Source organism: Qipengyuania sp. SM2507 (assembly GCF_053714505.1).
On sequence record NZ_CM132307.1, the window covers coordinates 412501 to 434952 of the forward strand.

20 protein-coding genes (1 of these 20 only partly in view) are annotated in these 22452 nt (G+C 63.4%); 14 read left to right on the forward strand and 6 right to left on the reverse strand.

The window, feature by feature from the left end:
- Nucleotides 1–274, forward strand: the 3' portion of a protein-coding gene (locus ACWIKC_RS01930; protein ID WP_454598453.1) for an AAA family ATPase. 1262 nt of this gene lie to the left of the window's left edge; 274 of the gene's 1536 nt are visible here — the last part of the coding sequence; its start codon lies beyond the left edge, outside the window; the stop codon is at nucleotides 272–274.
- A gap of 275 nt (nucleotides 275–549) precedes the next feature.
- Here ACWIKC_RS01930 and ACWIKC_RS01935 read toward each other — a convergent pair whose 3' ends face one another.
- Nucleotides 550–810, reverse strand: coding sequence for a hypothetical protein (locus tag ACWIKC_RS01935; protein WP_454598454.1), 261 nt, complete (start codon nucleotides 808–810; stop codon nucleotides 550–552).
- Nucleotides 811–1259: 449 nt separating this feature from the next.
- On the opposite strand from ACWIKC_RS01935, the gene ACWIKC_RS01940 reads away from it, so the two are divergent.
- Nucleotides 1260–2567: an Nramp family divalent metal transporter gene (locus ACWIKC_RS01940; RefSeq protein ID WP_454598455.1), complete on the forward strand. Its 1308-nt coding sequence runs from the start codon at nucleotides 1260–1262 to the stop codon at nucleotides 2565–2567.
- Nucleotides 2568–2634: 67 nt separating this feature from the next.
- Here ACWIKC_RS01940 and ACWIKC_RS01945 read toward each other — a convergent pair whose 3' ends face one another.
- Both ACWIKC_RS01945 and ACWIKC_RS01950 read right to left on the reverse strand, forming a co-directional pair.
- On the reverse strand, nucleotides 2635–3918 hold the full coding sequence (locus ACWIKC_RS01945; protein WP_454598456.1) for a spinster family MFS transporter: 1284 nt from the start codon (nucleotides 3916–3918) through the stop codon (nucleotides 2635–2637).
- 13 nt (nucleotides 3919–3931) lie between these two features.
- The gene (locus ACWIKC_RS01950; protein ID WP_454598457.1) at nucleotides 3932–4582 is read right to left on the reverse strand and encodes a TetR/AcrR family transcriptional regulator; all 651 of its coding nucleotides are present in this window, start codon (nucleotides 4580–4582) and stop codon (nucleotides 3932–3934) included.
- 121 nt (nucleotides 4583–4703) lie between these two features.
- On the opposite strand from ACWIKC_RS01950, the gene ACWIKC_RS01955 reads away from it, so the two are divergent.
- Both ACWIKC_RS01955 and ACWIKC_RS01960 read left to right on the forward strand, forming a co-directional pair.
- The gene (locus ACWIKC_RS01955; RefSeq protein WP_454598458.1) at nucleotides 4704–7076 is read left to right on the forward strand and encodes a TonB-dependent receptor; all 2373 of its coding nucleotides are present in this window, start codon (nucleotides 4704–4706) and stop codon (nucleotides 7074–7076) included.
- Nucleotides 7077–7621: 545 nt separating this feature from the next.
- Entirely contained in the window at nucleotides 7622–8452 is an 831-nt protein-coding gene (locus ACWIKC_RS01960; protein WP_454598459.1) for a Crp/Fnr family transcriptional regulator, read from the forward strand.
- Between the two features lie 26 nt (nucleotides 8453–8478).
- Here ACWIKC_RS01960 and ACWIKC_RS01965 read toward each other — a convergent pair whose 3' ends face one another.
- Complete coding sequence (locus ACWIKC_RS01965) at nucleotides 8479–8778, reverse strand: OmpW/AlkL family protein (RefSeq protein WP_454598460.1); 300 nt, start codon at nucleotides 8776–8778, stop codon at nucleotides 8479–8481.
- A 47-nt stretch (nucleotides 8779–8825) separates the two neighbouring features.
- Here ACWIKC_RS01965 and ACWIKC_RS01970 point away from each other — a divergent pair, with 47 nt between their 5' ends.
- The 10 genes from ACWIKC_RS01970 (at nucleotide 8826) to ACWIKC_RS02015 (ending at nucleotide 19983) form a co-directional block, all read left to right on the forward strand.
- A complete protein-coding gene (locus tag ACWIKC_RS01970) occupies nucleotides 8826–9551 on the forward strand; it encodes a Crp/Fnr family transcriptional regulator (protein WP_454598461.1) in 726 nt (241 codons plus the stop codon).
- Nucleotides 9552–9631: 80 nt separating this feature from the next.
- Complete coding sequence (gene ccoN / locus ACWIKC_RS01975) at nucleotides 9632–11290, forward strand: cytochrome-c oxidase, cbb3-type subunit I (RefSeq protein WP_454598462.1); 1659 nt, start codon at nucleotides 9632–9634, stop codon at nucleotides 11288–11290.
- Nucleotides 11291–11300: 10 nt separating this feature from the next.
- The gene (ccoO, locus tag ACWIKC_RS01980; protein ID WP_454598463.1) at nucleotides 11301–12107 is read left to right on the forward strand and encodes a cytochrome-c oxidase, cbb3-type subunit II; all 807 of its coding nucleotides are present in this window, start codon (nucleotides 11301–11303) and stop codon (nucleotides 12105–12107) included.
- Nucleotides 12104–12268, forward strand: a complete 165-nt coding sequence (locus ACWIKC_RS01985; protein WP_454598464.1) for a cbb3-type cytochrome oxidase subunit 3 — start codon at nucleotides 12104–12106, stop codon at nucleotides 12266–12268. Before ccoO ends, ACWIKC_RS01985 begins: the two co-directional genes overlap by 4 nt.
- The gene (gene ccoP / locus ACWIKC_RS01990; RefSeq protein WP_454598465.1) at nucleotides 12258–13169 is read left to right on the forward strand and encodes a cytochrome-c oxidase, cbb3-type subunit III; all 912 of its coding nucleotides are present in this window, start codon (nucleotides 12258–12260) and stop codon (nucleotides 13167–13169) included. Before ACWIKC_RS01985 ends, ccoP begins: the two co-directional genes overlap by 11 nt.
- Nucleotides 13156–14715, forward strand: coding sequence for a cytochrome c oxidase accessory protein CcoG (ccoG, locus tag ACWIKC_RS01995; RefSeq protein ID WP_454598466.1), 1560 nt, complete (start codon nucleotides 13156–13158; stop codon nucleotides 14713–14715). Before ccoP ends, ccoG begins: the two co-directional genes overlap by 14 nt.
- Nucleotides 14712–15161, forward strand: coding sequence for a FixH family protein (locus tag ACWIKC_RS02000; RefSeq protein WP_454598467.1), 450 nt, complete (start codon nucleotides 14712–14714; stop codon nucleotides 15159–15161). The genes ccoG and ACWIKC_RS02000 overlap by 4 nt, the downstream gene beginning before the upstream one ends.
- Nucleotides 15158–17293, forward strand: a complete 2136-nt coding sequence (locus ACWIKC_RS02005; protein ID WP_454598468.1) for a heavy metal translocating P-type ATPase — start codon at nucleotides 15158–15160, stop codon at nucleotides 17291–17293. The genes ACWIKC_RS02000 and ACWIKC_RS02005 overlap by 4 nt, the downstream gene beginning before the upstream one ends.
- A complete protein-coding gene (ccoS, locus tag ACWIKC_RS02010; RefSeq protein WP_454598469.1) occupies nucleotides 17290–17442 on the forward strand; it encodes a cbb3-type cytochrome oxidase assembly protein CcoS in 153 nt (50 codons plus the stop codon). Before ACWIKC_RS02005 ends, ccoS begins: the two co-directional genes overlap by 4 nt.
- 903 nt (nucleotides 17443–18345) lie before the next feature.
- Nucleotides 18346–19983 (forward strand): DUF4153 domain-containing protein, encoded by a 1638-nt coding sequence (locus tag ACWIKC_RS02015; protein WP_454598470.1) that lies wholly within the window; start codon nucleotides 18346–18348, stop codon nucleotides 19981–19983.
- A 58-nt stretch (nucleotides 19984–20041) separates the two neighbouring features.
- Here ACWIKC_RS02015 and ACWIKC_RS02020 read toward each other — a convergent pair whose 3' ends face one another.
- Entirely contained in the window at nucleotides 20042–21322 is a 1281-nt protein-coding gene (locus ACWIKC_RS02020; RefSeq protein WP_454598471.1) for an MFS transporter, read from the reverse strand.
- Between the two features lie 240 nt (nucleotides 21323–21562).
- On the reverse strand, nucleotides 21563–22387 hold the full coding sequence (locus ACWIKC_RS02025) for a flagellin N-terminal helical domain-containing protein (protein WP_454598472.1): 825 nt from the start codon (nucleotides 22385–22387) through the stop codon (nucleotides 21563–21565).
- Nucleotides 22388–22452 lie beyond the last annotated feature (65 nt).

The window sequence follows — 22452 nt, forward strand, 5'->3', positions numbered from 1 at the left end:
GCTCGCCGAGAATGTGCCAGAGGATGTGCTGGCGCCATATCTTACGATCGCCGCCGCCGCAGCGCAGGGCCGCGCCGGTCCAGATGAGGAGGAGGTGGCACGCGTGTATGGCAGTTCGTCGCCAAGCCGTGTCCGTCGCCTGCTCGACCACCTCGAGCGTCAAGGTCTCATAGCCGTGCGCGAAGAATTCGGCGGCGAGCGGACGATTACCGTATTCGGTCTGGATGGGTCCGGATTGCGAAACGAAAGCACTGCCGCGGCCGGTTGCGATTAGGGGAGATCGGCAATGAATGTTGCCCGCCGGCAGGTCTCGAATTTCCTCGAACTTAGCTGAAAAGTCCACATGCGGCCGATTACCTGCCAGACTGCAGCGCGCTAACTTATCGAAAGTAAGCTGAGCGGCAGCCTTGATGGCATGGAGCCCCTGCCTGACGCGGCTAGAGCCGAATTCAACCTTCAAGCGGCGGTTCACCTGCTTTTGGACCATGGAAGCCTGTTTCGACCTGCCATGATCCAAGGAAAGGGCCCTGTGCGCTGGACTGGGGCCTGTCAGGCAGGCGCGCGCTTAAGGAACTGGAGCAAGTTTTGTCCGAACAGCCGGTCGACCTTGTCTCGCCAGAACGTTTGGTTCGCCGCCACTGCGCGAATCTGCGCGAGGTAGCCGCCGGCGCGCGGCTCGCGGCCGAGCATGATCCAGTCCGAGCCGAACAGGATATGCCTGCCATCGTCCGCCGCAGCCTCGCAGGCACTCGCATAGAAATCGAGGACGCGCTTCGCATTCCCTCTCAGGATCCCGGCATCGAAGTTCATATCCCACGTAGATCCGCGCGTCCGGCATCCCGCCGCTGGAAAGCGGCCGGTTCAGTTTGAGTATCTCGATCAGGTGGTGCCTGTTTGCCTCGTTTTTGGAAATGGCCAAGGCACACGCGCATAGGCATGGTGCAAGCCCGGTGGGCGTATCGAAACAAGTGCTTTCCACACTGACCCGAGTGTTTCCCTGCAGCGGCTTTTCGTGTTTGTTCGAGCCTGGCGGCCAAGCTCACGGAGAGCCTGTAATCCGTTCCCCCACAGTCAGCGCTATCCGCTATCTCGACGCATTGCCTGGTTCGACCAGTTTCTCCAGTGTGACAGCGTCTGCCGCTGGGCAGATCGATCTCGCTCCATGGAGTAAGACTAGATCCGCAGTTACAGGAGTGAGAGCTTGCCGATCTTAGTTGCTCCAGCTTCAAGCGAGGCGAATACCCATGGGAGTTTGGTCGATGCCCGAGAAAGAGCGCCGCTTGCCTGCTGTAGATGAGGCTCGCGCCGAAGTGCCGAGTGAACCAGTGAACGCGTCCCCACCGCGCTCCGTGCGCTGGAAGCTGATCGGTCCCGGCATTGTGGCCGCGGCAACCGGAGTGGGGGCGGGCGATCTGGTTGCCACTCTCATCGCAGGCTCACGCTTCGGCTATGCCCTGCTCTGGGCCGCCGTTCTGGGATGCGTCGTGAAGGTCGCTTTGTCCGAAGGCGCCGCGCGCTATCACCTCTCGACCGAAACGACGATCTTCGAGGGGTGGCGCTCCCTGGGAGCATGGACGAGCTGGTATTTCGGTATCTACATCCTCGTCTGGGGCTTCATCTACGGTGCGACCGCGATGAGCGCGACGGCGCTGCCGCTCGCTGCCCTGTTTCCCATCCTGCCGCTTCCGGCGTGGGCCGTCCTTGCCGGGATCACCAGCTTCCTTTTCGTCGCGCTCAATCGATACGAGACCTTCGAGCGGGTGATGAAGGTGCTCGTCGCGATCATGTTCGTGGTGATGACCGGGCTCGCCATTCTGGTTGCACCGCGCTTGGGCGATGTGGTCGGCGGGCTCGTCCCTGCGCTGCCCGAGGGCTCGATCTTCTTCACGCTCGGCCTGATCGGCGGCGTCGGGGGAACGATCACCACCGCCGCTTACGGCTATTGGGTCAACACGAAGGGGTGGCACGGTCCGTCGTGGATTCCGATGATGCGGTTGGACAATTATACCGCCTACACGGTGACAGGGGTTTTCGTCGTCTCGATGCTCATCGTCGGGGCCGAACTCCTGCACAGCGCGCAGATCGCTCTCGCAGGGGGCGACCGGGGATTGCTCAACCTGACCGATGTGCTGGAGGAGCGGTTCGGGCGTCCGGTGGCGGTCGCGTTTCTTCTGGGATTCGCGGCGACCGCGATGTCGTCGCTATTTGGCGTCTGGCATGGGGTCAGCCTGCTCTTCTCTGACTTCGTGGAGCATGTTCGTGGTCGGAGCGAGCGCAGCGAGCGCCCCGAACGCGAATGGCCGTTCCGCGCTTTCCTGCTGTGGCTTACTTTCCCGCCGATGACGCTGCTGTTCTTCGAGGAGCCCTTCCTCCTGGTCATCATCTACGGAGTGGTCGGCGCGTTCTTCATGCCGTTCCTGGCCGTCACCTTGCTGCTGTTGCTGAACTCCAAGCGTGTCCCGAAGGCCGACCGAAACGGCTGGTTGTCGAATTCGGTGCTGAGCGTAGCCGCGCTCCTGTTCCTGGTTCTGTCCGTGCAGCAGATCTGGTCTTTCTTCGCCAGCTGAGCGGCACGCAGCTGCGATGGCGGCAAGGCCGAACCAGACAGCCGATCCAGTCAGGTTGCCAAAGCGGCTACTCTTCGACCCAATCGCGTCTCAAGCTCGGTCCGGCGAGCGCCATCAGCAGTGCGGCAATGGCGTAGAGACCAAGCGAATACAGCATCGAGTAGCGCAGCGCCTCGTCTCCGTAATAGGGAATCAGGAAATCCGACAATGCACCCAGCGCGAAAATTCCGCCGCCGAGCCCGATCAGATTGTTGATCAAAAGGAACAGTGCCGAGGCGGTCGATCGAGCGGCCGGTTCGACCAGATGCTGGACTGCGGAGAGTACCGGACCGAGCCACACATAGGAAAGGGCCTGGGGGATCAGGAACAGCAGAAAGGCAAGCTTCACGTCGGTGCTGAGAATTCCGGCGGCAAACAGGGGCGCCCCCAAGAGAAAGGCGATACTCGGCAGCCAGCTGTAATAGGCGCGGTCGCGCTTGCCCAATTTGTCGCCCAGCCAGCCGCCGGCCAGCATTCCCGTGACGCCGCCCAGCAGCAGCAGTGCACCGATGAATTGCGAGGTACCCACCAGATCGAGGCCGAAGCTGCGAATGAGGAGACTGGGGAGCCAGAAGCCGATCCCGTAGGCCAATGCGGAGGAGGTCGCCGCCCCGAATGCCATGAACCAGAAGGCGGGCTTGGCAGCGAGAATTCTGGCGGTCGAAGCCAGGCTGGCGGAATTCGCTCCGGGTGAAGCGGCTGGCAGCGGCGCGTGTTTGGGCAGATCCTTGACCAGCAGCTTGAACGCCGGCGCGACCAGCAGGCCGGCCAGGCCGACGACGAAAAAGGCCAGACGCCAATCGACCTTTGCCGCGATATAGCCGCCTGCGAGCACGCCCACTGCCGATCCCACGGGTATGCCCAGCGAATAGATCGCCAGCGCGGATGCGCGCCGCTCGCTGGGGAAATAATCGCCGATCAGGGCATAGGACGGCGCCACCCCGCCCGCTTCGCCGACGCCCACGCCGACGCGGGCGAACAGGAGGTGCCAGAAGTTCTGCGCCAGCCCGCACAAGGCCGTGAACCCGCTCCACACCACCAGCGAAACGGTGATCACCCAGCTGCGGCTGGTGCGGTCTGCCAACACCGCGAGCGGTACGGCCAGGGTAGAATAGAGCAGCGCAAAAGCCAGCCCGCCCAGAAGACCCATCTGGCCATCGCTCAAGTCAAGCTCCGCCTGGATAGGAGCAGCCAGGATCGCGAGGATCTGCCGGTCGACGAAATTGAAGATGTAGACGAGCAACAGCATCGCCAGGACGATGCCCCGGCGCGAACTGTCGCGCGATTCCGGCACAACGGCCCGGTCGCTCATTCCTTGTGCTCCATTAGCTGCGCTTCGGGGTTGGTGCGGCGATGCCGTTGCGAAGCAGGTCTTCGGCAGCGCCAGCGATCTCTTCGCTGGGCCGCGAGTCCTCCCAGACGCCGTAACGCAAGCCGAGGAAGACGTTCATGCCCATGATTGCCCAGGCACGCACTTCATTGTCGCCGGGCCGAACGGAACGGTCGGCCACGCCCTGTTCGAGACGAGCCGCGATGCGGGTGGCAGCACCTTCATAATGCGCGCGGTAGCTTGCTGGATCCGCGAACTCGGCCTCGTCGATGATGCGGTAGATCGCCTTGTTGTGGCGCGCGAAATCGAGGAAGGCGGTCAGCACTTCGCGCTCCCGATCGACGCCGCTTGAATCCGGAGATACCGCAGCCGCGGCGGTCCGCGCGACGGTCTCGCTCATGTCGCGCACCAGCGCGGAGAAGATCGCCTCCTTGCTGTCGAAGTAGGTGTAGAAGCTTCCCAGCGCGGTGCCGGCCCGACGCGTGATGTCGCTGATGGAAGCCTCGTAAAAACCCCGATCGCCGAACTCCTTCGCCGCCGCGTCCAGCAGCTTGCGCATGGTCGCGCGACCGCGCGCCGTGCGCGGCTCCTTGCCTGGGCTGGCGGATCGCGTGTCGGGAGGGTCGGGGCGCTTCGCTGTTGCCATCGTGTCACGCTAGCTAAGGCATGTTATCCGGGCACGCAATTCAAAAGTTGAAACCTGGTTCATCTTACAATAACAAGAGGGCAAGCGTGGTTCGAAGACACGCGCAGGAGGAGAGATCGAAATGAGAAAATTCACCAGCACCGTCAGCGCGCTTGGTCTTGCCGTACCGCTCGCATGGGGCGCGCTTGCAGCGCCCGTGCACGCGCAGCAAGCAGCACCGGAACAGCCGGTTCCCGAAGAAACGGTCGCGACCGAGGCTGGCGAGGGGATGATCGTCGTCACCGCCCGCCGCCGTGAGGAAAGTCTCCTCGACGTGCCGATCGCGGTCACCGCCTATAGCGGCGCGGCATTGGAGCAGGCGGGCGCGATCGACATTACCGATATCGCGCAGACGACGCCGAACACGACGCTAGAGGCGTCGCGCGGCACCAATTCCACCCTGAGCGCCTTTATCCGGGGCGTGGGTCAGCAGGATCCCGTCTCCGGCTTCGAGCAGGGTGTCGGCATCTATCTCGACGACGTCTATCTCAACCGTCCGCAGGCGGCGGTTCTCGACATCTACGACGTCGAACGGATCGAAGTGCTGCGTGGCCCGCAGGGCACGCTCTACGGGCGCAACACGATCGGCGGCGCGGTCAAATACGTCACCCGCAACCTGCCGCAGGAATTTTCGCTTCGTGCTCGCGCGACCTATGGCACCTACGACCAGATGGACGGCGTGCTGAGTGTCTCTGCACCCCTCAGCGACCTGATCCGGGTCGGCGGTGCGGTCGCAAAACTGACGCGCGACGGCTATGGCGAGAACCTGACGACGGGGCTCGACAATTACGACAAGGATGTCTTCGCTGCCCGCGCGACATTCGAGATGGGCGGCTATGACGAACCGGTCCTGATCCGCATTTCGGGCGACTATACCAAGGACGACAGCAACCCGCGCGGCGGCCATCGCCTCATTCCCGGTCGGGCGACCGGGGCACCGGTGCTCGACAATGTCTTCGACACCCGCGGCGGGCTCATCGATCCGGAGCAATCGGTAGAGGGCTACGGTCTGTCGATGAACATCACTGCCGAACTCACCGATACGGTCACGCTTCGCTCGATCAGCGCCTGGCGCAAGGACGACACCTTCACTCCGATCGATTTCGATGCGCTTCCCGCGGTCGATGTCGATGTGCCGGGGATCTACCTTAACGAGCAGATCAGCCAGGAATTCCAGGTGCTCTACGAAAGCGACCGGCTTTCGGGTCTGGTCGGCTTCTACTATCTCGACGCCACTGCCGACACGCTGTTCGACGTGCGCATCTTCAACACTTTCGCCGGATTGACTGCGTTTACCGAAGCGGATGTCGATACCGAGACCTACGCGGTCTTCGCCGACTTCACTTACGATCTGACCGACCAGTTGAGCCTGTCGGTCGGCGGCCGCTACACCTGGGACGAGCGGACGGCCAGCATCCTGCGGCAGAACTATCTCGGTGGCGGCTCGCCCGTCTTCGGTGGTGCGGGCGTCCCGTTCGGGGCGCCGGGCACCAATTTCGACGGCACCCGCGAATTCAAGAAGTTCACGCCGCGCGCTTCGCTCAGCTTCCAGCCGACGCCGGACCACAACCTCTATGCGAGCTTCTCGCAGGGCTTCAAGGGCGGCGGGTTCGACCCGCGCGGTGTCGGCGTCAACGCACCCGATCTGGACGGCAACGGCGTGCGCAGCGATGATGAGATTGCGGCTTTCCTGAGCTTCGCCCCCGAGCAGGTCGACAGCTACGAACTCGGGTACAAGGGCAGCCTGATGGACGGCGCGCTCTATCTGGCGGCGGCGGCGTTCTACGCCGATTACACCGACGTACAGATCCCCGGCTCGGTCGCATGCCAGGTAGGCGGCCTACCCAGCTTCTGCGGCGTGGTCTCCAATGCCGGCGGAGCCACGTTCAAGGGGCTCGAACTGGAAGCGAATGCCCGGTTGGGCCGCGACCTGATGAGCGCCGGGGACCGCCTCTCGCTCGCGCTCACCGGTGGCTTCATCGACGCCGAATACACCGAGTACATCACCAATATCGGCGGTGTGCCGACCGATGTGGCCGAGTTCCGCGAAGTGCAGAACACCCCCAAATACACAGGCAGCGCAACGCTGGCCTATTCGACCCCGGTTGGTGCCGGCGATCTCGATTTCACGACCACCCTGTCCTACCGCTCGAAGACCTATCAGTTCGAGGTACCCAACCCCTTTATCGACCAGGGCGGCTATGCGCTGTTCGATGCGAACCTGGTCTACTCCGCGCCCGGGCGGGCCTGGAGCATAGGTCTTCATGGACGCAATCTGACCGATAAAGAATACAAGACCTCGGGATACACCTTCATCGTCGCCGATCCCGTGACCGGGGCAATTCCAATCGGAGCGAATGGTTTCCCGACTCCCTCGCTCGGTACCGAAGGCACGCTGACGGCGTTCTACGGCAACCCGCGGCAGGTCTTCGTAACCGGTACCATCCGCTTCTGAGAGCTCGCAGGTTTGGTTCAACAGGAGGCGACCAAGCGGCCGCCTCCTGTTTTAACAGCCTAGTCGATCGTTCATGTCAGGCGGTCACACCCTCGTCGCTTTTCCGGTTTCATCGCCGCTCGACGTTCCGAAATCGTGTTGTGCAGATCACCCGCCTGCATAAAAGGCCGCGTCTGGGCCCAGACGGTCAAACGGTCCTTGACCAAAATTTGACCCGCAGCGGTATTTCGGCCCCTTAGTCGCAAGCTGCCGGTCCGGCACTTCGGGCGCCAAAAGTTGCCGTTCGGCAGCCCAGCAAGACGAACGGGCTTTGTTTACAGGCACCGCCGGTCGAAGGCCGGCATCAGTATTCCGCTCAAGACTGGTCGTGGCCCCTTCGAGAGGTGGGGCTGGTGTCGTCCGGCGAGCGTGCGGGGCGTGCGAGGCGTGCGAGGACGCAGATAATTCACGGGTCGTAGCCATCCATAGCGGTCGTATGCTAGAAGTCGGGCTAGCATTTAAAGGCGAATTTCCGCTCGATAGCTTAGGACTTTGGCCGAATTGGAATGAGCTGCAGCTGGAGTCGCATCGACAGGATCGCCTCCGATCGATGCCCAAGCACCGAAGAGCCCCTTAGTCTTCGTCAACGAGGGCGTAGGTTTCGTTATGAAAGATCTTCCGACCCGAATGCAATTGCTGTGAACTTCTGCCAGGCCTGCGCGGTGCGAAATCGGGCGATCTGCGCCGAACTCGAGGATGACGAGATCGCGCTCTTGAACGACATTGGCCGGCCTATGCATCTGGAAACGGGCGAGCGCCTGCTCTGGGAAGGCGAGGATGCGGTCCTGGTGGCAAATGTCGTGGAGGGCGTCATGAAACTGTCGACCCAGACTGCGGATGGGAAGGAACAAATCCTTGGTCTGGTGTACCCCTCGGACTTCCTCGGTCGTCCGTTCGGGCTGATCACGCCCTATGACGCGGAAGCCCTTACCAGCACGCAGGTTTGTGTGTTTCCGCGCGCCGAGTTCGAGCGCTTTGCTCGCGAACATCCACGGCTGGAGCACAAATTGCTTGAGCGGACCTTGACCGAACTCGATCGCACGCGCCGTTGGATGCTGTTGCTCGGGCGGATGAATGCGGAGCAGAAACTGGCCAGTTTTCTGCTCGAAACCGCCGAGCGCCTCGCGCCCCCTGCCTGCGGTCCGGTGGTCGAGGGAGCTCCGCGTGAGTTGATGCTGCCGCTGTCGCGTCAGCAGATCGCCGACATTCTGGGACTGACGATCGAGACCGTCAGTCGCCAGTTCACCAAGATGAAGAACGACGGGTTGATCGAAGTTCTCGGTCGCAGGGAGATCGCGATCCTCCAGCCAGAAGCTCTGGAGGATCGCGCCGGATAGGCCTCTCCCACTGGCCGGTGCGCTATCTAGAACCGATAGGCCAGGCCCGTACTGACGACCCAGGGATCGAGCTTGTGCCCGGTCTGGATCGCGACCGTATTGCCGATGAACCAGCGGGCCTTGGTGTCGATGAAATAGCGCTTGGCATCGACGCTGAGGCCAAGACCGCGATCGTTCAGGGGAACATCCACGCCGGCTTGCAGAGCCAGGCCGAACTCGTCCGACAGTTTGAAACCGGTCACGCCGAGCGGGAGGGTGGCAGCGCCGTGCGGCCTATTCGTTTGCATCGACGCGCGCTCAATCGCGCCGATCCGCTGCGAGTTCATTGACCAGGATCAATGACCGGCAGGTTTTGCGCCTGCATAGCTTGGGCATGCAATACCACCGGATCCCGGCGACAACGACCTTTCCCGAGCTGTTCGAGCGGTTCGTCCAGGCTATCCTCCCCGAAAATCTGGCGGATGCGGCCTATTTACGGCTCCAGGCTATGGGTCGCTATGCCAGCGCGAGTGCCGGGGAAGCCATCCTCGAAGATGGCGACCAGGACCAGATCGTCTTCGTGGCACAAGGGGCGACCAAGCTCGTGGCGCATGCTTCCGGCGGACGCGAGCAGGTGGTGGCCTTCCATTTCGAAGGCGATCTCGTACCGGTTTCGGCGCGCGGTGCGCATTCCTATACGCTGTCCGCGTTGCGGGACTGCGAGTTGATCGCCTTTCCCGCCGCCGAGTTCCTCGGCTTCGCGCGGAGCGAGCCCGGCCTGTTGAACGAAGTGCTCGATCGCGTCGTCACCTCCTTGCGCCGCAGCCGCGAGAAATCGATCACGCTGGGGCGCAAGACTGCCCAGGAAAGGGTGGCGGGGTTCCTCGTCACCATGGCCGAGCGGATAGGGACGCCGAAGGATGGCGGCTGTCTGCTGCACCTCCCGATGTCGCGCCGCGATATGGCGGACAGCCTCGGCCTGACGATCGAAACGATCAGCCGCCAGCTCACCGAACTGCGGGAAGCAGGCCTGATCGAAACCTCGGGCCGCTCGGACGTGCACCTTTGCGATATTGCCGCCTTGCAGGCTCGCGCCGGCCATCTTGCTGCAGCCGTTTGAATATTTTTACGATTTGACCTGGATCAATGCGGCCTGCCTCAGCCCGCCATAGACGCGACCCCATCAGACGGAGAAACTGAATGCAAGCGGAAGCTGCGCTTGGCCGCGTAGGCCTATGGTTCGGGGTATTGGTGCTGGCGATTGTCGCTGCGGCAACTGCGGTCGACAGCGGATTTGCGGCGCACGCCTGGATCGTCGGTACGGTCGCCTTCGTGCTCATGTGGATGAGCGCGGCGCGTTTTGACCCGGTGGGCAAGGCGCAAGGCTTCTTCCGCATGCCCGAAGGGCCTTCGCGCTATGACGACGACGTCATTCGCTGGGGTGTGCTGGCAACGACCTTCTGGGGCCTCGTGGGGCTGCTCGCCGGCCTGTTCATCGCCCTGCAGCTTGCCTTCCCCGAGCTCAATTTCCAGCCCTATCTCAATTTCGGTCGCTTGCGCCCGCTGCACACTTCGGCGGTGATTTTCGCGTTCGGTGGCAACGCGCTGATCGCGACCAGCTTCTACGTCGTCCAGCGGACCTGCCGCGCCCAGCTTGCCTTCCCCAGTCTCGCGCGGTTCGTGTTCTGGGGTTACCAGATGTTCATCGTGCTGGCGGCCAGCGGCTATCTGCTCGGGATTACCCAAAGCAAGGAATATGCCGAGCCGGAATGGTATGTCGATATCTGGCTGACGATCGTCTGGGTTGCCTATGCGGCGGTGTTCATCGGCACGATCCTGAAGCGCAAAGAACCGCACATCTATGTCGCCAACTGGTTCTACCTCGCCTTCATCATCACGATCGCGATGCTGCACATCGTCAACAATCTGGCGATGCCGGTCAGCATGGTGGGATCGCGCAGCTACAGCGCCTTTGCCGGGGTGCAGGATGCGCTCACGCAATGGTGGTACGGTCACAATGCGGTCGGCTTCTTCCTGACCGCAGGCTTCCTGGCCATGATGTATTACTTCGTGCCCAAGCAGGCCGAGCGACCGATCTATTCCTACCGCCTGTCGATCATCCACTTCTGGTCGCTGATTTTCCTCTACATCTGGGCCGGGCCGCACCATTTGCACTACACGGCGCTGCCCGACTGGGCGCAGACGCTGGGCATGGTGTTCTCGATCATGCTGTGGATGCCCAGCTGGGGCGGCATGATCAACGGGCTGATGACGCTCAACGGCGCGTGGGACAAGGTCCGGACCGACCCGATCATCCGCATGATGGTGATGGCGCTGGCCTTCTACGGCATCGCAACCTTCGAAGGGCCGATGCTGAGCATCAAGGCGGTCAATTCGCTGTCGCACTACACCGACTGGACCATCGGCCATGTCCATGCCGGCGCGCTCGGCTGGAACGGAATGATCACCTTCGCGGCGCTTTACTACCTCGTGCCGCGGTTGTGGAAGCGCGAGCGAATGTACTCGCTACAGATGATCAACTGGCACTTCTGGCTCGCGACTGTGGGGATCGTTTTCTACGCCGCCAGCATGTGGGTAGCGGGGATCACCCAAGGCCTGATGTGGCGCGAATACGGGGCGGACGGCTATCTGGTGAACAGCTTCGCCGATACCGTTGAGGCGCTGTTCGAGATGTATGTCCTGCGCGCGTTTGGCGGGCTGCTCTACCTCGCCGGTTCGCTCGTGATGACTTACAACATCTGGATGACCCTCGCCGGTAAGCTGCGCGAGGAGAAGCCGATGAGCGACGCTGCCTACGACGCGGAGAAAGACCGTCCGTTCGTTGCAACCGCGAATTGAAGGCCGACCAATGACCACTCCATCGAACCTGCCCGACGACAAGGATCTGGCGAACGAGCCGCCGGATGTCTCGGCGACCGTCAAGGCGCACAAGAAGATCGAGCGCAACGTCACCCTGCTCGCGGTCGGGACCTTCATTGCGGTCGCCATTGGCGGTGTGGTCGAGATCGCTCCACTGTTCTGGGTCGACAACACGATCGAGGAAGTGGAGGGGATGCGGCCCTACACCCCGCTCGAACAGGCCGGGCGCGACATCTATGTCCGCGAAGGCTGCTACACCTGTCACAGCCAGATGATCCGCCCGTTTCGCGACGAGGTCGAACGCTACGGCCATTACTCGCTGGCGGCGGAGAGTATGTATGACCACCCGTTCCAGTGGGGCTCCAAGCGCACCGGGCCCGATCTGGCGCGAGTTGGCGGGCGCTATTCGGACGAATGGCATGTCCAGCATCTGCAGAATCCGCAAAGCGTGGTGCCCCAGAGCGTCATGCCGCAATACGGCTTCCTGCTCGAAACCGATCTCGCGATCGACGATCCGGCGGCGGCCCTCGTGGCGCTGCGCCGCGTTGGCGTGCCCTATACCGACAGGGACATCGAACTCGCGCTCAACGACATCGTCATCCAGGCCGACCCCGATGTCGATCCGGGCGACCTCGCCGAACGCTATCCCAAGACGCAGATCCGAGATTTCGACGGCAACCCCGATCGGCTGACCGAGATGGATGCGCTTGTCGCCTACCTCCAGATGCTGGGTACGCTGGTCGATTTTAGCAGCGCCGCGGCCCAGGAAGAGCTGGCCGAGGAGACCGGCCGATGAGCTTCTACGAGCAATTGCGCCACTTCGCCGACAGCTATTTCCTGATCGCCATGTTCGCGGTGTTCGTCACCCTGTGCGCCTGGCCATTCCGGCCCGGTTCGCGCCACCATGTCGATGCGGCGCGCCATTCCATCTTCGAGGACGATCACGATGGTGAATAAGCGGATCGACGAAGTGACCGGCACCGAAACCGTCGGCCACGAGTGGGACGGGATCGAGGAACTCGACACGCCGATGCCGCGCTGGTGGCTGTGGACCCTCTACGCGACGATCGCCTGGAGCCTGGTCTATGTCGTTCTCTACCCGGCCTGGCCGATGGTGGAGAAGGCAACCGACGGGGTACTCGGATGGAGCAGCCGCGGCCAGCTGGCCGAGGAAATGAGCGCTGCCGAGCTGGCGCAGGCCGGCGTGCGCGAGCAACTTTCGCGAATTTCGATCGAACGGCTGCCCGACGACAGCGCCCTGATGGCGCAGGCGGTCGCGGGCGGCGCGGCGGCGTTCAAGGTCAATTGCGTCCAGTGTCACGGCTCGGGCGCCGCGGGAAGCCAGACGCTCGGCTATCCCAATCTCAACGACGATGCCTGGCTGTGGGGGGGCGATCTGCGCGCCATCGAATACACCTTGGTCCACGGCATCCGCCAGGCCGGTCACGACCAGACGCGGACCAGTCTGATGCCAGCCTTTGCCGGGGTGTTCGCGCCGCAGCAGATGGATGCGCTGGTCGATCATGTGTTGTCGCTGAGCGGCAAGGCCGAATCCGGCTCGGTCGGCGCGCAGATTTTCGCCGACAATTGTGCGCTGTGTCACGGTCCGCAGGGTGGCGGCAATCGGGAGCTGGGAGCGCCGCGGCTGAACGATGCGATCTGGTTGCGGGGCGGCAGCCGCGAGGCGATCGCGCGCCAGGTCATCGACCCCAAGATGGGGATGATGCCCGGTTGGGGCGAACGGCTCGATCCGGTGACCATCAAGATGCTGGCGGCCTATGTCCATTCGCTCGGGGGAGGGGAAGACTTCCTGGAGGTCGCCGAGAACCCGGCGGTACAAGTCGATGAAACACCGTGATGGCAAGAATGTTCTAGGGGAGGACGGGATCGCCAAACCCGGAGATCCCGTCTCCAGCGCCGTTGCCAATCCCGACGCGACGGGCGAGCGTCACGAACCGCACGAGCCCGCGCGCAAGCCCCTGCCGGCCAAGCTGTTCGAGAAGGGCAAGCAGGTCCACAACAAGCGGATCGACGGGCCCTTCCGCCGCTTCAAATGGGCGATGATGCTCGTCACGCTGGCGATCTATTACGTCACGCCCTGGATCCGCTGGGATCGCGGGCCCTACGCGCCCGACCAGGCGGTGCTGATCGATCTCGCCAACCGCCGCTTCTACATGTTCGGCATCGAGATCTGGCCGCACGAATTCTACTTCGTCGCGGGCCTGCTGATCATGGCCGGACTTGGCCTGTTCCTGGTGACCAGCGCGGTCGGCCGGGCATGGTGCGGCTATGCCTGTCCGCAGACCGTCTGGACCGATCTGTTCCAGCATGTCGATCGCTTCGTCGATGGCGATCGCAACGCGCGCATCCGGCTCGACGCGGCGCCGTGGGGGCCGAAGAAAGTCGCGAGGCGCGGGTTCAAATGGTCGCTCTATCTCGCGATCAGCTTCGTCACCGGCGGCGCTTGGATCCTGTATTTTGCCGACGCGCCGACATTGTTCGAGAATTTCTTCGCCGGCGAGGCGGCATTCGTCGCCTATGTCACCGTCGCGATCCTGACCTTCACCACCTTCGCGCTGGGCGGGTTCATGCGTGAACAGGTGTGCATCTACATGTGCCCCTGGCCGCGCATCCAGACCGCGATGCTCGACGAGAAATCGCTGGTGGTCACCTACAAGGACTGGCGCGGCGAACCGCGCGGCAGCGTCAAGAAGGCGCACAAGGACCCCGAGCATTTCGGCGACTGCATCGATTGCAATCTGTGCGTGGCGGTCTGCCCCACCGGCATCGACATCCGCGAAGGGCCGCAGATCGGCTGCATCACCTGCGCGCTGTGCATCGACGCCTGCGACAAGGTGATGGCCGATATCGGCCGCCCGCGCGGGCTGATCGACTACGCCACGCTCGATGATTGCGAGCGCGAGGCCAGGGGCGAGGAACCGCGTCCGATCTGGAAGGCGCTGCTGCGTCCGCGCACCATCGCCTATTTCCTGATCTGGGGATCGATCGGTCTCGCGCTGCTGTTCGCACTCGGCGTGCGAAGCCACACCGAACTGACGGTGTCGCCCGATCGCAATCCGCCCTTCATGCTGATGAGCGATGGCTCGGTGCGCAATTCCTACACGCTCAGACTGCGCAATATGGAAAGCCGCCCGCGCGAGATGGAAATCGAAATCGAGGGGCTGCCCGGTGCCATGATGTGGTCCGACACCATCCGGCGTAGCGATGCTGCCGCGAGGCAGACGGTCACCGTTGCCGCCGATCAGATCGAGACGGTCCGTGCCTATGTGATCGTCCCCGAGGGAACTCAGGCGCAGGACTTTGTCTTTCGGGTTACCTCGCTGGACGAGCAGCGCGAGACCGACACCGCCGAAACGCGCTTCTCTGCGCCGGGAGACGAATGATGAAGCGCGAGTTTACGGGTCGCCACATGACCGCAGTCCTGGTTGGCGGGTTTGGGATCGTGGTCGCCGTCAACCTGTACATGGCGAGCTTGGCGACGCAGGGTTTCGGCGGCGTGGTGGTCAAAAACTCGTATGTCGCCAGCCAGAAGTTCAACAGCTGGCTGGATGCGGCGCGCGAGCAGGAAACGCTCGGATGGTCCGCCAGCGTCGAACGCGGCGCCGATGGACGCGTGCTTGTCACCACCCAGGGCGTGCCCGCCGGCGTGACGGTCGCGGCCGAACTGCGCCGTCCATTGGGCGCTGCAGAGATCACCGGTCTGGATTTCGAGGCGTCGGGTTCGGGAGTCTTCGTTTCGACGACTCCGGTTGCTGAAGGGCGCTGGATAGTGCGCGTCGCGATCGCGAATGCCGAGCGGCAGTGGGCGGGCGAGAGCCGGATCGAATGAGCGCGCCCGCGATCCTTGCCATCCCCGACGAGAGCGCCTTCATCGACACGCGCTTCACCGTCCCGGGCATGCGCTGCGCCGGGTGTATCGCCAAGATCGAGCGCGGCCTCGCCGAGGTCGAGGGCATCGAGGCGGCGCGGGTCAATTTCTCGGCCAAGCGGGTCGCGGTCCGGCATTCCCGCTTGCTCGACGAACAGGCGCTGGTCGGCGCCTTGCGCCAGCTGGGCTTCGAGGCGCAGACTGCCGCGGACAATCCGCTGGCGCAGGACGACCGCGAGACGAAGATGCTGCTCCGCGCTCTCGCGGTGGCCGGGTTCGGCATGATGAACATCATGCTGCTGTCGGTCAGCATCTGGTCGGGTTTGGGCGGAGTGACGCGCGAGCTGTTTCACTGGCTGTCGGCGCTGATTGCGCTCCCGGTCGTGGCCTATGCCGGCCGCCCCTTCTTCGCTTCGGCCCTGATGGCGCTGCGGTATGGCCGCACCAATATGGACGTCCCGATCTCGATCGGCGTGATCCTGGCGACCGGGCTCAGTCTCTACGAAACGGTGACGGGTGGGGAGCACGCCTATTTCGACGGCGCGGTGATGCTGCTGTTCTTCCTGCTCGCCGGGCGCGCGCTCGATGCGACCATGCGCAATCGGACCCGGGCCGGAATTGGGGCGCTGCTTGGCCGGATGGGGCGCAGCGCCGGGGTGATCCAGCCGGACGGCACGATCGTCCGGATCGAAGCGGACCGGCTCGAGCCCGGCATGGTCATGCTCGTCGCTGCTGGCGAGGCACTGGCGGCCGATGGCATCATCGAGCAGGGCCGCGGCACGATCGACAATGCGATGCTGACCGGGGAAAGCGTTCCCGAACAGGCTGGGGCAGGCGACACGATCTACGCCGGGGCAATCAATCTGCTCGACCCGATCCACGTCCGGGTGACCGCCGTGGCGGACGACACCGCCCTTGCCGGTATCGCCCGGTTGATGGACGAGGCGGGGCAATCGCGCAGCCGATATGTCCGAATCGCCGATCGCGCCTCGCGTCTTTACGCCCCGGTGGTGCATTCGCTGGCCGCGCTGGCGTTCGTGGGATGGATGATTGCCGGGGCAGGGTGGCACCAGTCGCTGGTGATCGCGATCGCGGTTCTGATCATCACCTGCCCCTGCGCAATGGGGCTGGCAGTGCCCGCTGCGCAGGTGGTGGCTTCGGGTGCCTTGATCCGCAATGGGCTGCTGGTGAAGGACGGCAGCGCGCTGGAGCGCCTGGCCGAAGTCGACACCGTGCTGTTCGACAAGACCGGGACCCTGACGCTGGGAGAACTGCGCGCCGATGTCGGCGGGCTCGACGAGGAGGCGAGGCGCATCGCGCTGGCGCTGGCGCAGCAGAGCCGCCATCCGCTGAGCGTCGGCCTCACCAAAACGCTGACCGCCTTGCGGATTGCACCGATAGAGCTGTCCGATGTGCGGGAAACGGGCGGCAGCGGGATCGCCGGGCGCTGGGGTGAGGTCGATGTCGCGCTCGAGCGTCCCGCCGTGCCGACCGCGAAAACCAGCGTGGCGTTGCGCGTCGGACAAACCAGTTGGACCATCGCGTTCCATGACCAGTTGCGCTTCGATGCCATAGCCACCCTGGCATCGCTCCAGTCGCTGGGCCTGCGACCGGCCATTGTCTCGGGAGACGACCCGGCGGCGGTTGGAGAAGTTGCGCAAGAATTGGGTATCGAGGGAACGGGAGCGATGAAGCCGGCGGAAAAGCTGGCCGCGCTCGAGGACCTCAAGCGCGCAGGGAATCGCCCGCTGATGGTCGGCGACGGGCTTAACGACGGACCGGCGCTCGCGGCCGCGCATGCCTCCATCGCGCCGGGCACCGCCAGCGACGCCAGCCGGCAGGCCGCGGATGCGGTATTTATCGGTGAAAGCCTCATGCCCGTCGCGCTGGCGATCCAGGTCGCGAGGCGGACGATGGCGATCGTGCGACAGAATTTCGGCTTCGCCGTTGGCTATAATATCCTCGCGGTGCCACTGGCGATTTCCGGTCTGGTCACGCCGCTGATCGCCGCCGTAGCGATGTCGCTCAGCTCGCTGGTGGTGGTCGGCAATTCGCTACGACTCGCAAGCGCATCAAAGGCACCGCCAGCGTGAACGTTCTGGCCTTCCTGATCCCGATCGCCTTGGGCATGGGAGCGGCGGGTCTGGCGTTCTTTTTCTGGGCGATGCGCGACGGCCAGTTCGAGGATCTCGATGGCGCCGCCAACCGCGTCCTGATCGACGAGGATGAGGAGCCGGATTGAGCCCGGTTTGATCCAGCGCAATGACCCGGCTGCGTCATAACGCTCAAACGGTGACATGTGGCTCTATCATCCCGACCTGGGCCAATTTCGGGGACATCGATCCCGCTGCCTATCAGACGGCTTTGGAGAGAGTAGAGGACGATGTGTCGCTCTACGTCCATATCCCGTCCTACGAGAATATCTGTTTCTGCTGCGGCTGCCAAACCGGCGCAGTGGGACGCAGGAGCCGTCTCGATTCCTACCTTTCCGCCCTGCATAGCGAGCTCGAGACCGTGTCGGCGACCTTACCCTCAGGTACACGGATCGGCCGCGAGGCCTTTGGCTGGGGGAAGCCCCAATGCGAACGCGCCGGGGGATTTCACCCGGCTGGTTGAAGCCCTGACGCTTCGCTTCGCACTCGCCGATCCCGTCATCTCCATCGAGCCCGATCCGCACACAATGATTGCGCAATATCGCAATCACCGGGGATGGGCTGCCCTATGCAAGGACCATCGCAGCCCTGTTCGATCCCTACCGGCAAGAGTCGAAGCGTCGGTTCAGTTGCGCGTTTTGAACGCGAGCGCCAAGCTGCAGGCGGGGCAGCTTGTTGCGCCCCGACCAATGCGCGCAGGAGTTTGATCCGGTCGTGGCGCAAATGGAAAATCGTGCATTCCCCTGGGTACGCGAGATTAAGACCATCAAGCCGGCTGGACGAAGACGCCGTTCGCCCTCGACAGCATTGGGTCCGGATTCGATGGCCAACCGTCCCGCAATCCGGCAGATATACTCGAGTTGATCGATAGTGTCCGAACGGTTCTTCGAGGCTGGCTTCGGATTTGCGGGTTCCGGCGTCCGAGAGGAACATCCAGTTTGGCTGAACGACTGAATTCACAGGTGCCACAATGGCCTCTGCGGCCATGGATCATGGCGAGCATGTGCGGGATCGGCGGTCTCCTTTTCTGGGGCATCACCGACCACGATTACTCCACGCCGTTGCCCCCTATCAGACAGGCGATGGCAACCTTCGTGGCGGTGGCCACGATCTCATTCGTGCTGACTGTCGAGCGTTTGCGCTGGACCTGGTCTGTCGGGTTCGCGCTGCTCTGGGCGCTGATCACGGCTTTCGTCGGCTGGTTCAGCGCCAGCTACGACCGTTCGGGTGACGTCTTCGAGTGGCCCTACTTTGTCGGGCTGTTTGCGACCCTGCTTGCTGCGCCCTTGTTCCAGACCGTCCGGGACGAAGGCGCATGGCGGTTTCCCTACCCGCGACTGCACGCGCATGTGTGGACCGACGCCGTGATCGGAGCAGCTGGCCTCTTCTTCACCGGGCTGACCTTCCTCCTCGCGTGGCTGATCGCCGGATTGTTCGACGTCATCGGAATAGAGGCGCTTAGCGACCTCTTGGAAAGAGAGTGGTTTGGCTGGACCCTTGCAGGCTTCGCTTTCGGGGCCGCGGTCGGGATATTGCGCGAGCAGGACCGGCTTGTCCCGGGCTTGCAGCGGCTCGCAGTGGCAGTGCTTTCGGTCCTTGCTCCGGTGCTCGCCTTCGCGCTCGTCGCATTCCTGGTCTCTATCGGCTTCACCGGCTTGCAAGGATTGTGGGACAGCTGGATATCCGCAGCTGCCCTGTTGCTCGCGGCAAGCGCTGGCGCAGTCCTGCTCATCAATGCGGTCATCGCGGATAGCCGCGACGAAGGTTCGCATAACGCGGTTTTGCGCATTTCGGCTCTCGTCCTGGCTGTCGTAATCCTGCCGCTTACCATTCTCGCCGCGCTCGCCATGGGGCTGCGTATCGGCCAGTATGGCTGGACGCCGGAGCGAATTTGGGGCGCCATCGCAGTTGGTGTCGCCGTCATATACGGCATCGGAGGCTGGTGGGCGATCATCAAGGCTCGACGCGATTTCGATGAGCCCCTGTGGCCGGTTCAGACCAGGCTTGCGATCGGTTTATGCGCATTGGCGTTGTTTCTGGCTCTCCCCATCCTCGACTTCGGCGCGATTTCTGCCCGATCGCAGCTTGCACGACTGGAGGAGGGCAAGGTCGAGCCGGCCCGGTTCGACTGGGCGGCGATGGCATTCGATTTTGGCCCCGCCGGCCGCGAGAACCTTGCCGAAATCAGTCGGTCCGGGCCCGCCACCTGGCGTGACCACGCGACAAGGGCCCTTCAGGCCGATCAGCGTTGGGCCCTGGCGGATCCGGCGCTCACCGCCGACGAGGAATCGGATGTGGCAGCAAGAGTACGGCTTGCGTCTGACGATCTGGAGCTCACGCCAGAGATTTTGCGTCGGATTGCTGCCCAACGGCAATGCCTGCCCCGGTCAAAATGTGTCTTGGTCAGACTGGACCAGAATCGCGTGCTGCTGGTGAGTGCCGTGGAAGGTCAGCGAGGCGTCTCGTCGACCGTTTTCGATCTCGACCGGCCTGCGAACCTCGGCCTGGCCCCACCGGGCCCGCGCGCGCCAGGAAGCGTGGACCTGGACTCCGCGACCATCGAATTGCGCCAAGTCGAACGCCGACAGCTCTACGTCGATGGTATGCCCGTCGGGGAGCCTTTCGAATGAGAACAACAATCTGGCGCGAGCATAAACGCACCAGTTCGTGGGCGTAGAGCTCTTTTCTTCAACCCGCTTCACGCGGAATCGAGAGATAGGCCACCAGCGCCAGCACAAGCCCACCCGCTGCCAGGCCCAGAGCCAGATCGTAGGACAGCGTCGCGTCGTAGAGCATCCCGAAGCCGACCACGCCCAGAGCCGTGCCGAGCAGTGAAATGGTCAATAGCATGCCGAACATCAGGCCGAATTCGTCCCGGTCGAAATGGCGACCGACGAAATAGCCGATCGCATCGAGTTCGAGGCCCTGCATCAGTCCGACGCAGACGATCGCCATGATAACCATCCATCCCGGCGCGCCGGAGTAGAACATCAAGCATCCGGCCGCCGCCGCCATGGTGACGATGGCCGCAACATAGCGGGCATCGGTACGATCGAACAGCCAGCCGATCCCGATGCGCGCGATCAATACGACTGCGGAATACATTGCGATCAAAGGCGCGGTTCGTTCTATGCCGTTGTGCCGCAGGAGCGGTTCGAGCTGGGTCAGGATTCCGGAGGTCGGGATGTTGGTGGCGAAGACCGCAAGGGCTAGGGCAATGAAGCTGCGACTTCGCAGCGAGGCCCAGATTTTCGCACGGTCGCCCGGTGCAGATCGTTCGATAATGGTGAGCGGACCGAGTGAGCCAGCGCTGCTTTGATCGTGCAGCTCGGCTTCGGGAGCCTCGCTCTCGGCTACCCTGTCTCTGAGCCCGAACAGGATAACGGGCGCGCCGAGAAAGGCGGCCAACGCCGCCAGGGTGAGCAACCCGCCCTCGGGCCCATATTGCCAGATCATATGCGCGATCAGCGGGGTGAACAGTAGTGCGCCGATCGAGGCGCCCGCCGCCATAATGCCGAGCGCCTGCCCGCGCGCGCGTTCGAACCAGCCGGTTACCGCGCGGGAAAAGGTCATGCCCGTGGCTCCTGGGGCGACGATCCCGAACAGGGCGGAGAGCAGCACGAAATGGAAATAGGGGCCCGGCATTTGCGACATTGCGGCGAACACCGCAGCAATCAACACGAAGCTGACCGCAGCGATGATCCGGGCCCCGAAGCGGTCCGTCAGCCGACCGATCAGCGGCGCGGTGAGCGAGCCGAGCAGGCCGAGCGCCGCGCCCATGGCGATATCGCCGCGGCTCCAGCCGTATTGTTCGGATAAAGGAATGACGAAGAGGCTGGAGGTGTAGAAATAGAGACCCGCCCCGGTGGCCATTCCCACATGCGCGCTCGCCACGACCGAGCCGCCGCGCTTCCATTCCTGGAGAGCGGTGGGTCTTGCAGCGAACAGGGACGTTGGCTGCCGGTTCATTGCCCGGCAGGCTCGATTGTCAAAGGCAAGCCTGTCGCTCCCGCTCCGTCAGCCAATTGCCGAGCCGGGCTCGACTGCACTCTTGTGCTTCATTTTCAGGCTAAACCGGCAACCTCGGTTGGGCAAGGCGGAGGGCAGGGGCGGCGCAAACAATGGATGGGGGTCTCCGAACATCAAACGGAAAGGCCCGCCGCCCCAGGGGGACGACGGACCTCTCCGCGTTCGATTGCTGTCTCGGGATTAACGAAGCAGCGAAAGGACGTTCTGCTGGCTCTGGTTGGCCTGTGCGAGCATGGCGCCCGAAGCCTGGCTGAGGATCTGCGCCTTGGCGAGCTGGGTCGTTTCGGCCGAATAATCGGTGTCTTCGATCCGCGAACGCGCGTCGGTCAGGTTCGTGATGTTGTTGTTGAGGTTGTTCACCGCAGAATCCAGCTGGTTCTGCGACGCACCGAGCCCGGCACGCGTGCTCGAGATGGTGGAGATGGCATCGTCGAATGTCGCAAGATCCGCACCAGCGGCAGCAAGCGCCGTCACGTCGACAGCAGCGGCCGCCGCGATCGTGGCTTCTGTGGTCAGATTCACCGACAGGTCGAGCGTCACGGTGTCAGCCGCATTGGCGCCCGCCTGGATGCTGACTGAGCCGGCCGAGCCGTCGAACAGCTTCTGCCCGTTGAATTCGCTGTTCGTCAGCACGCTGGAGATTTGCGTGTTGAGAGCGGTCATTTCGGAGGCGATGTTGGTCAGGTCGTCGGCCGAGTAGGTGCCGTTGGAGGCCTGGACGGTCAGCTCGCGCTGACGCTGCAGCATGTTGGTGACTTCGTTGAGCGCGCCTTCGGCGGTCTGCGCCATCGAGATGCCGTCGTTGGCGTTGCGAATGCCCTGGCTCATGCCCTTGACCTGCGAGGTCATTGAGGTGGCGATGGCGAGGCCGGCCGCGTCGTCCTTGGCGGAGTTGAGGCGCTTGCCGGTCGACAGGCGTTCCATGGCGGTTGCAAGCGCCTTGCCGGCGGTGTTCGAAGCGTTGGAGGCCTTCAGTGCCCCGATGTTGGTATTGATGACGTTCATGACAGATATCCCTCTTGGTCTACGATCACTGCCCCTGGTCAGGATGCGGCAGCCGATAACCAGAC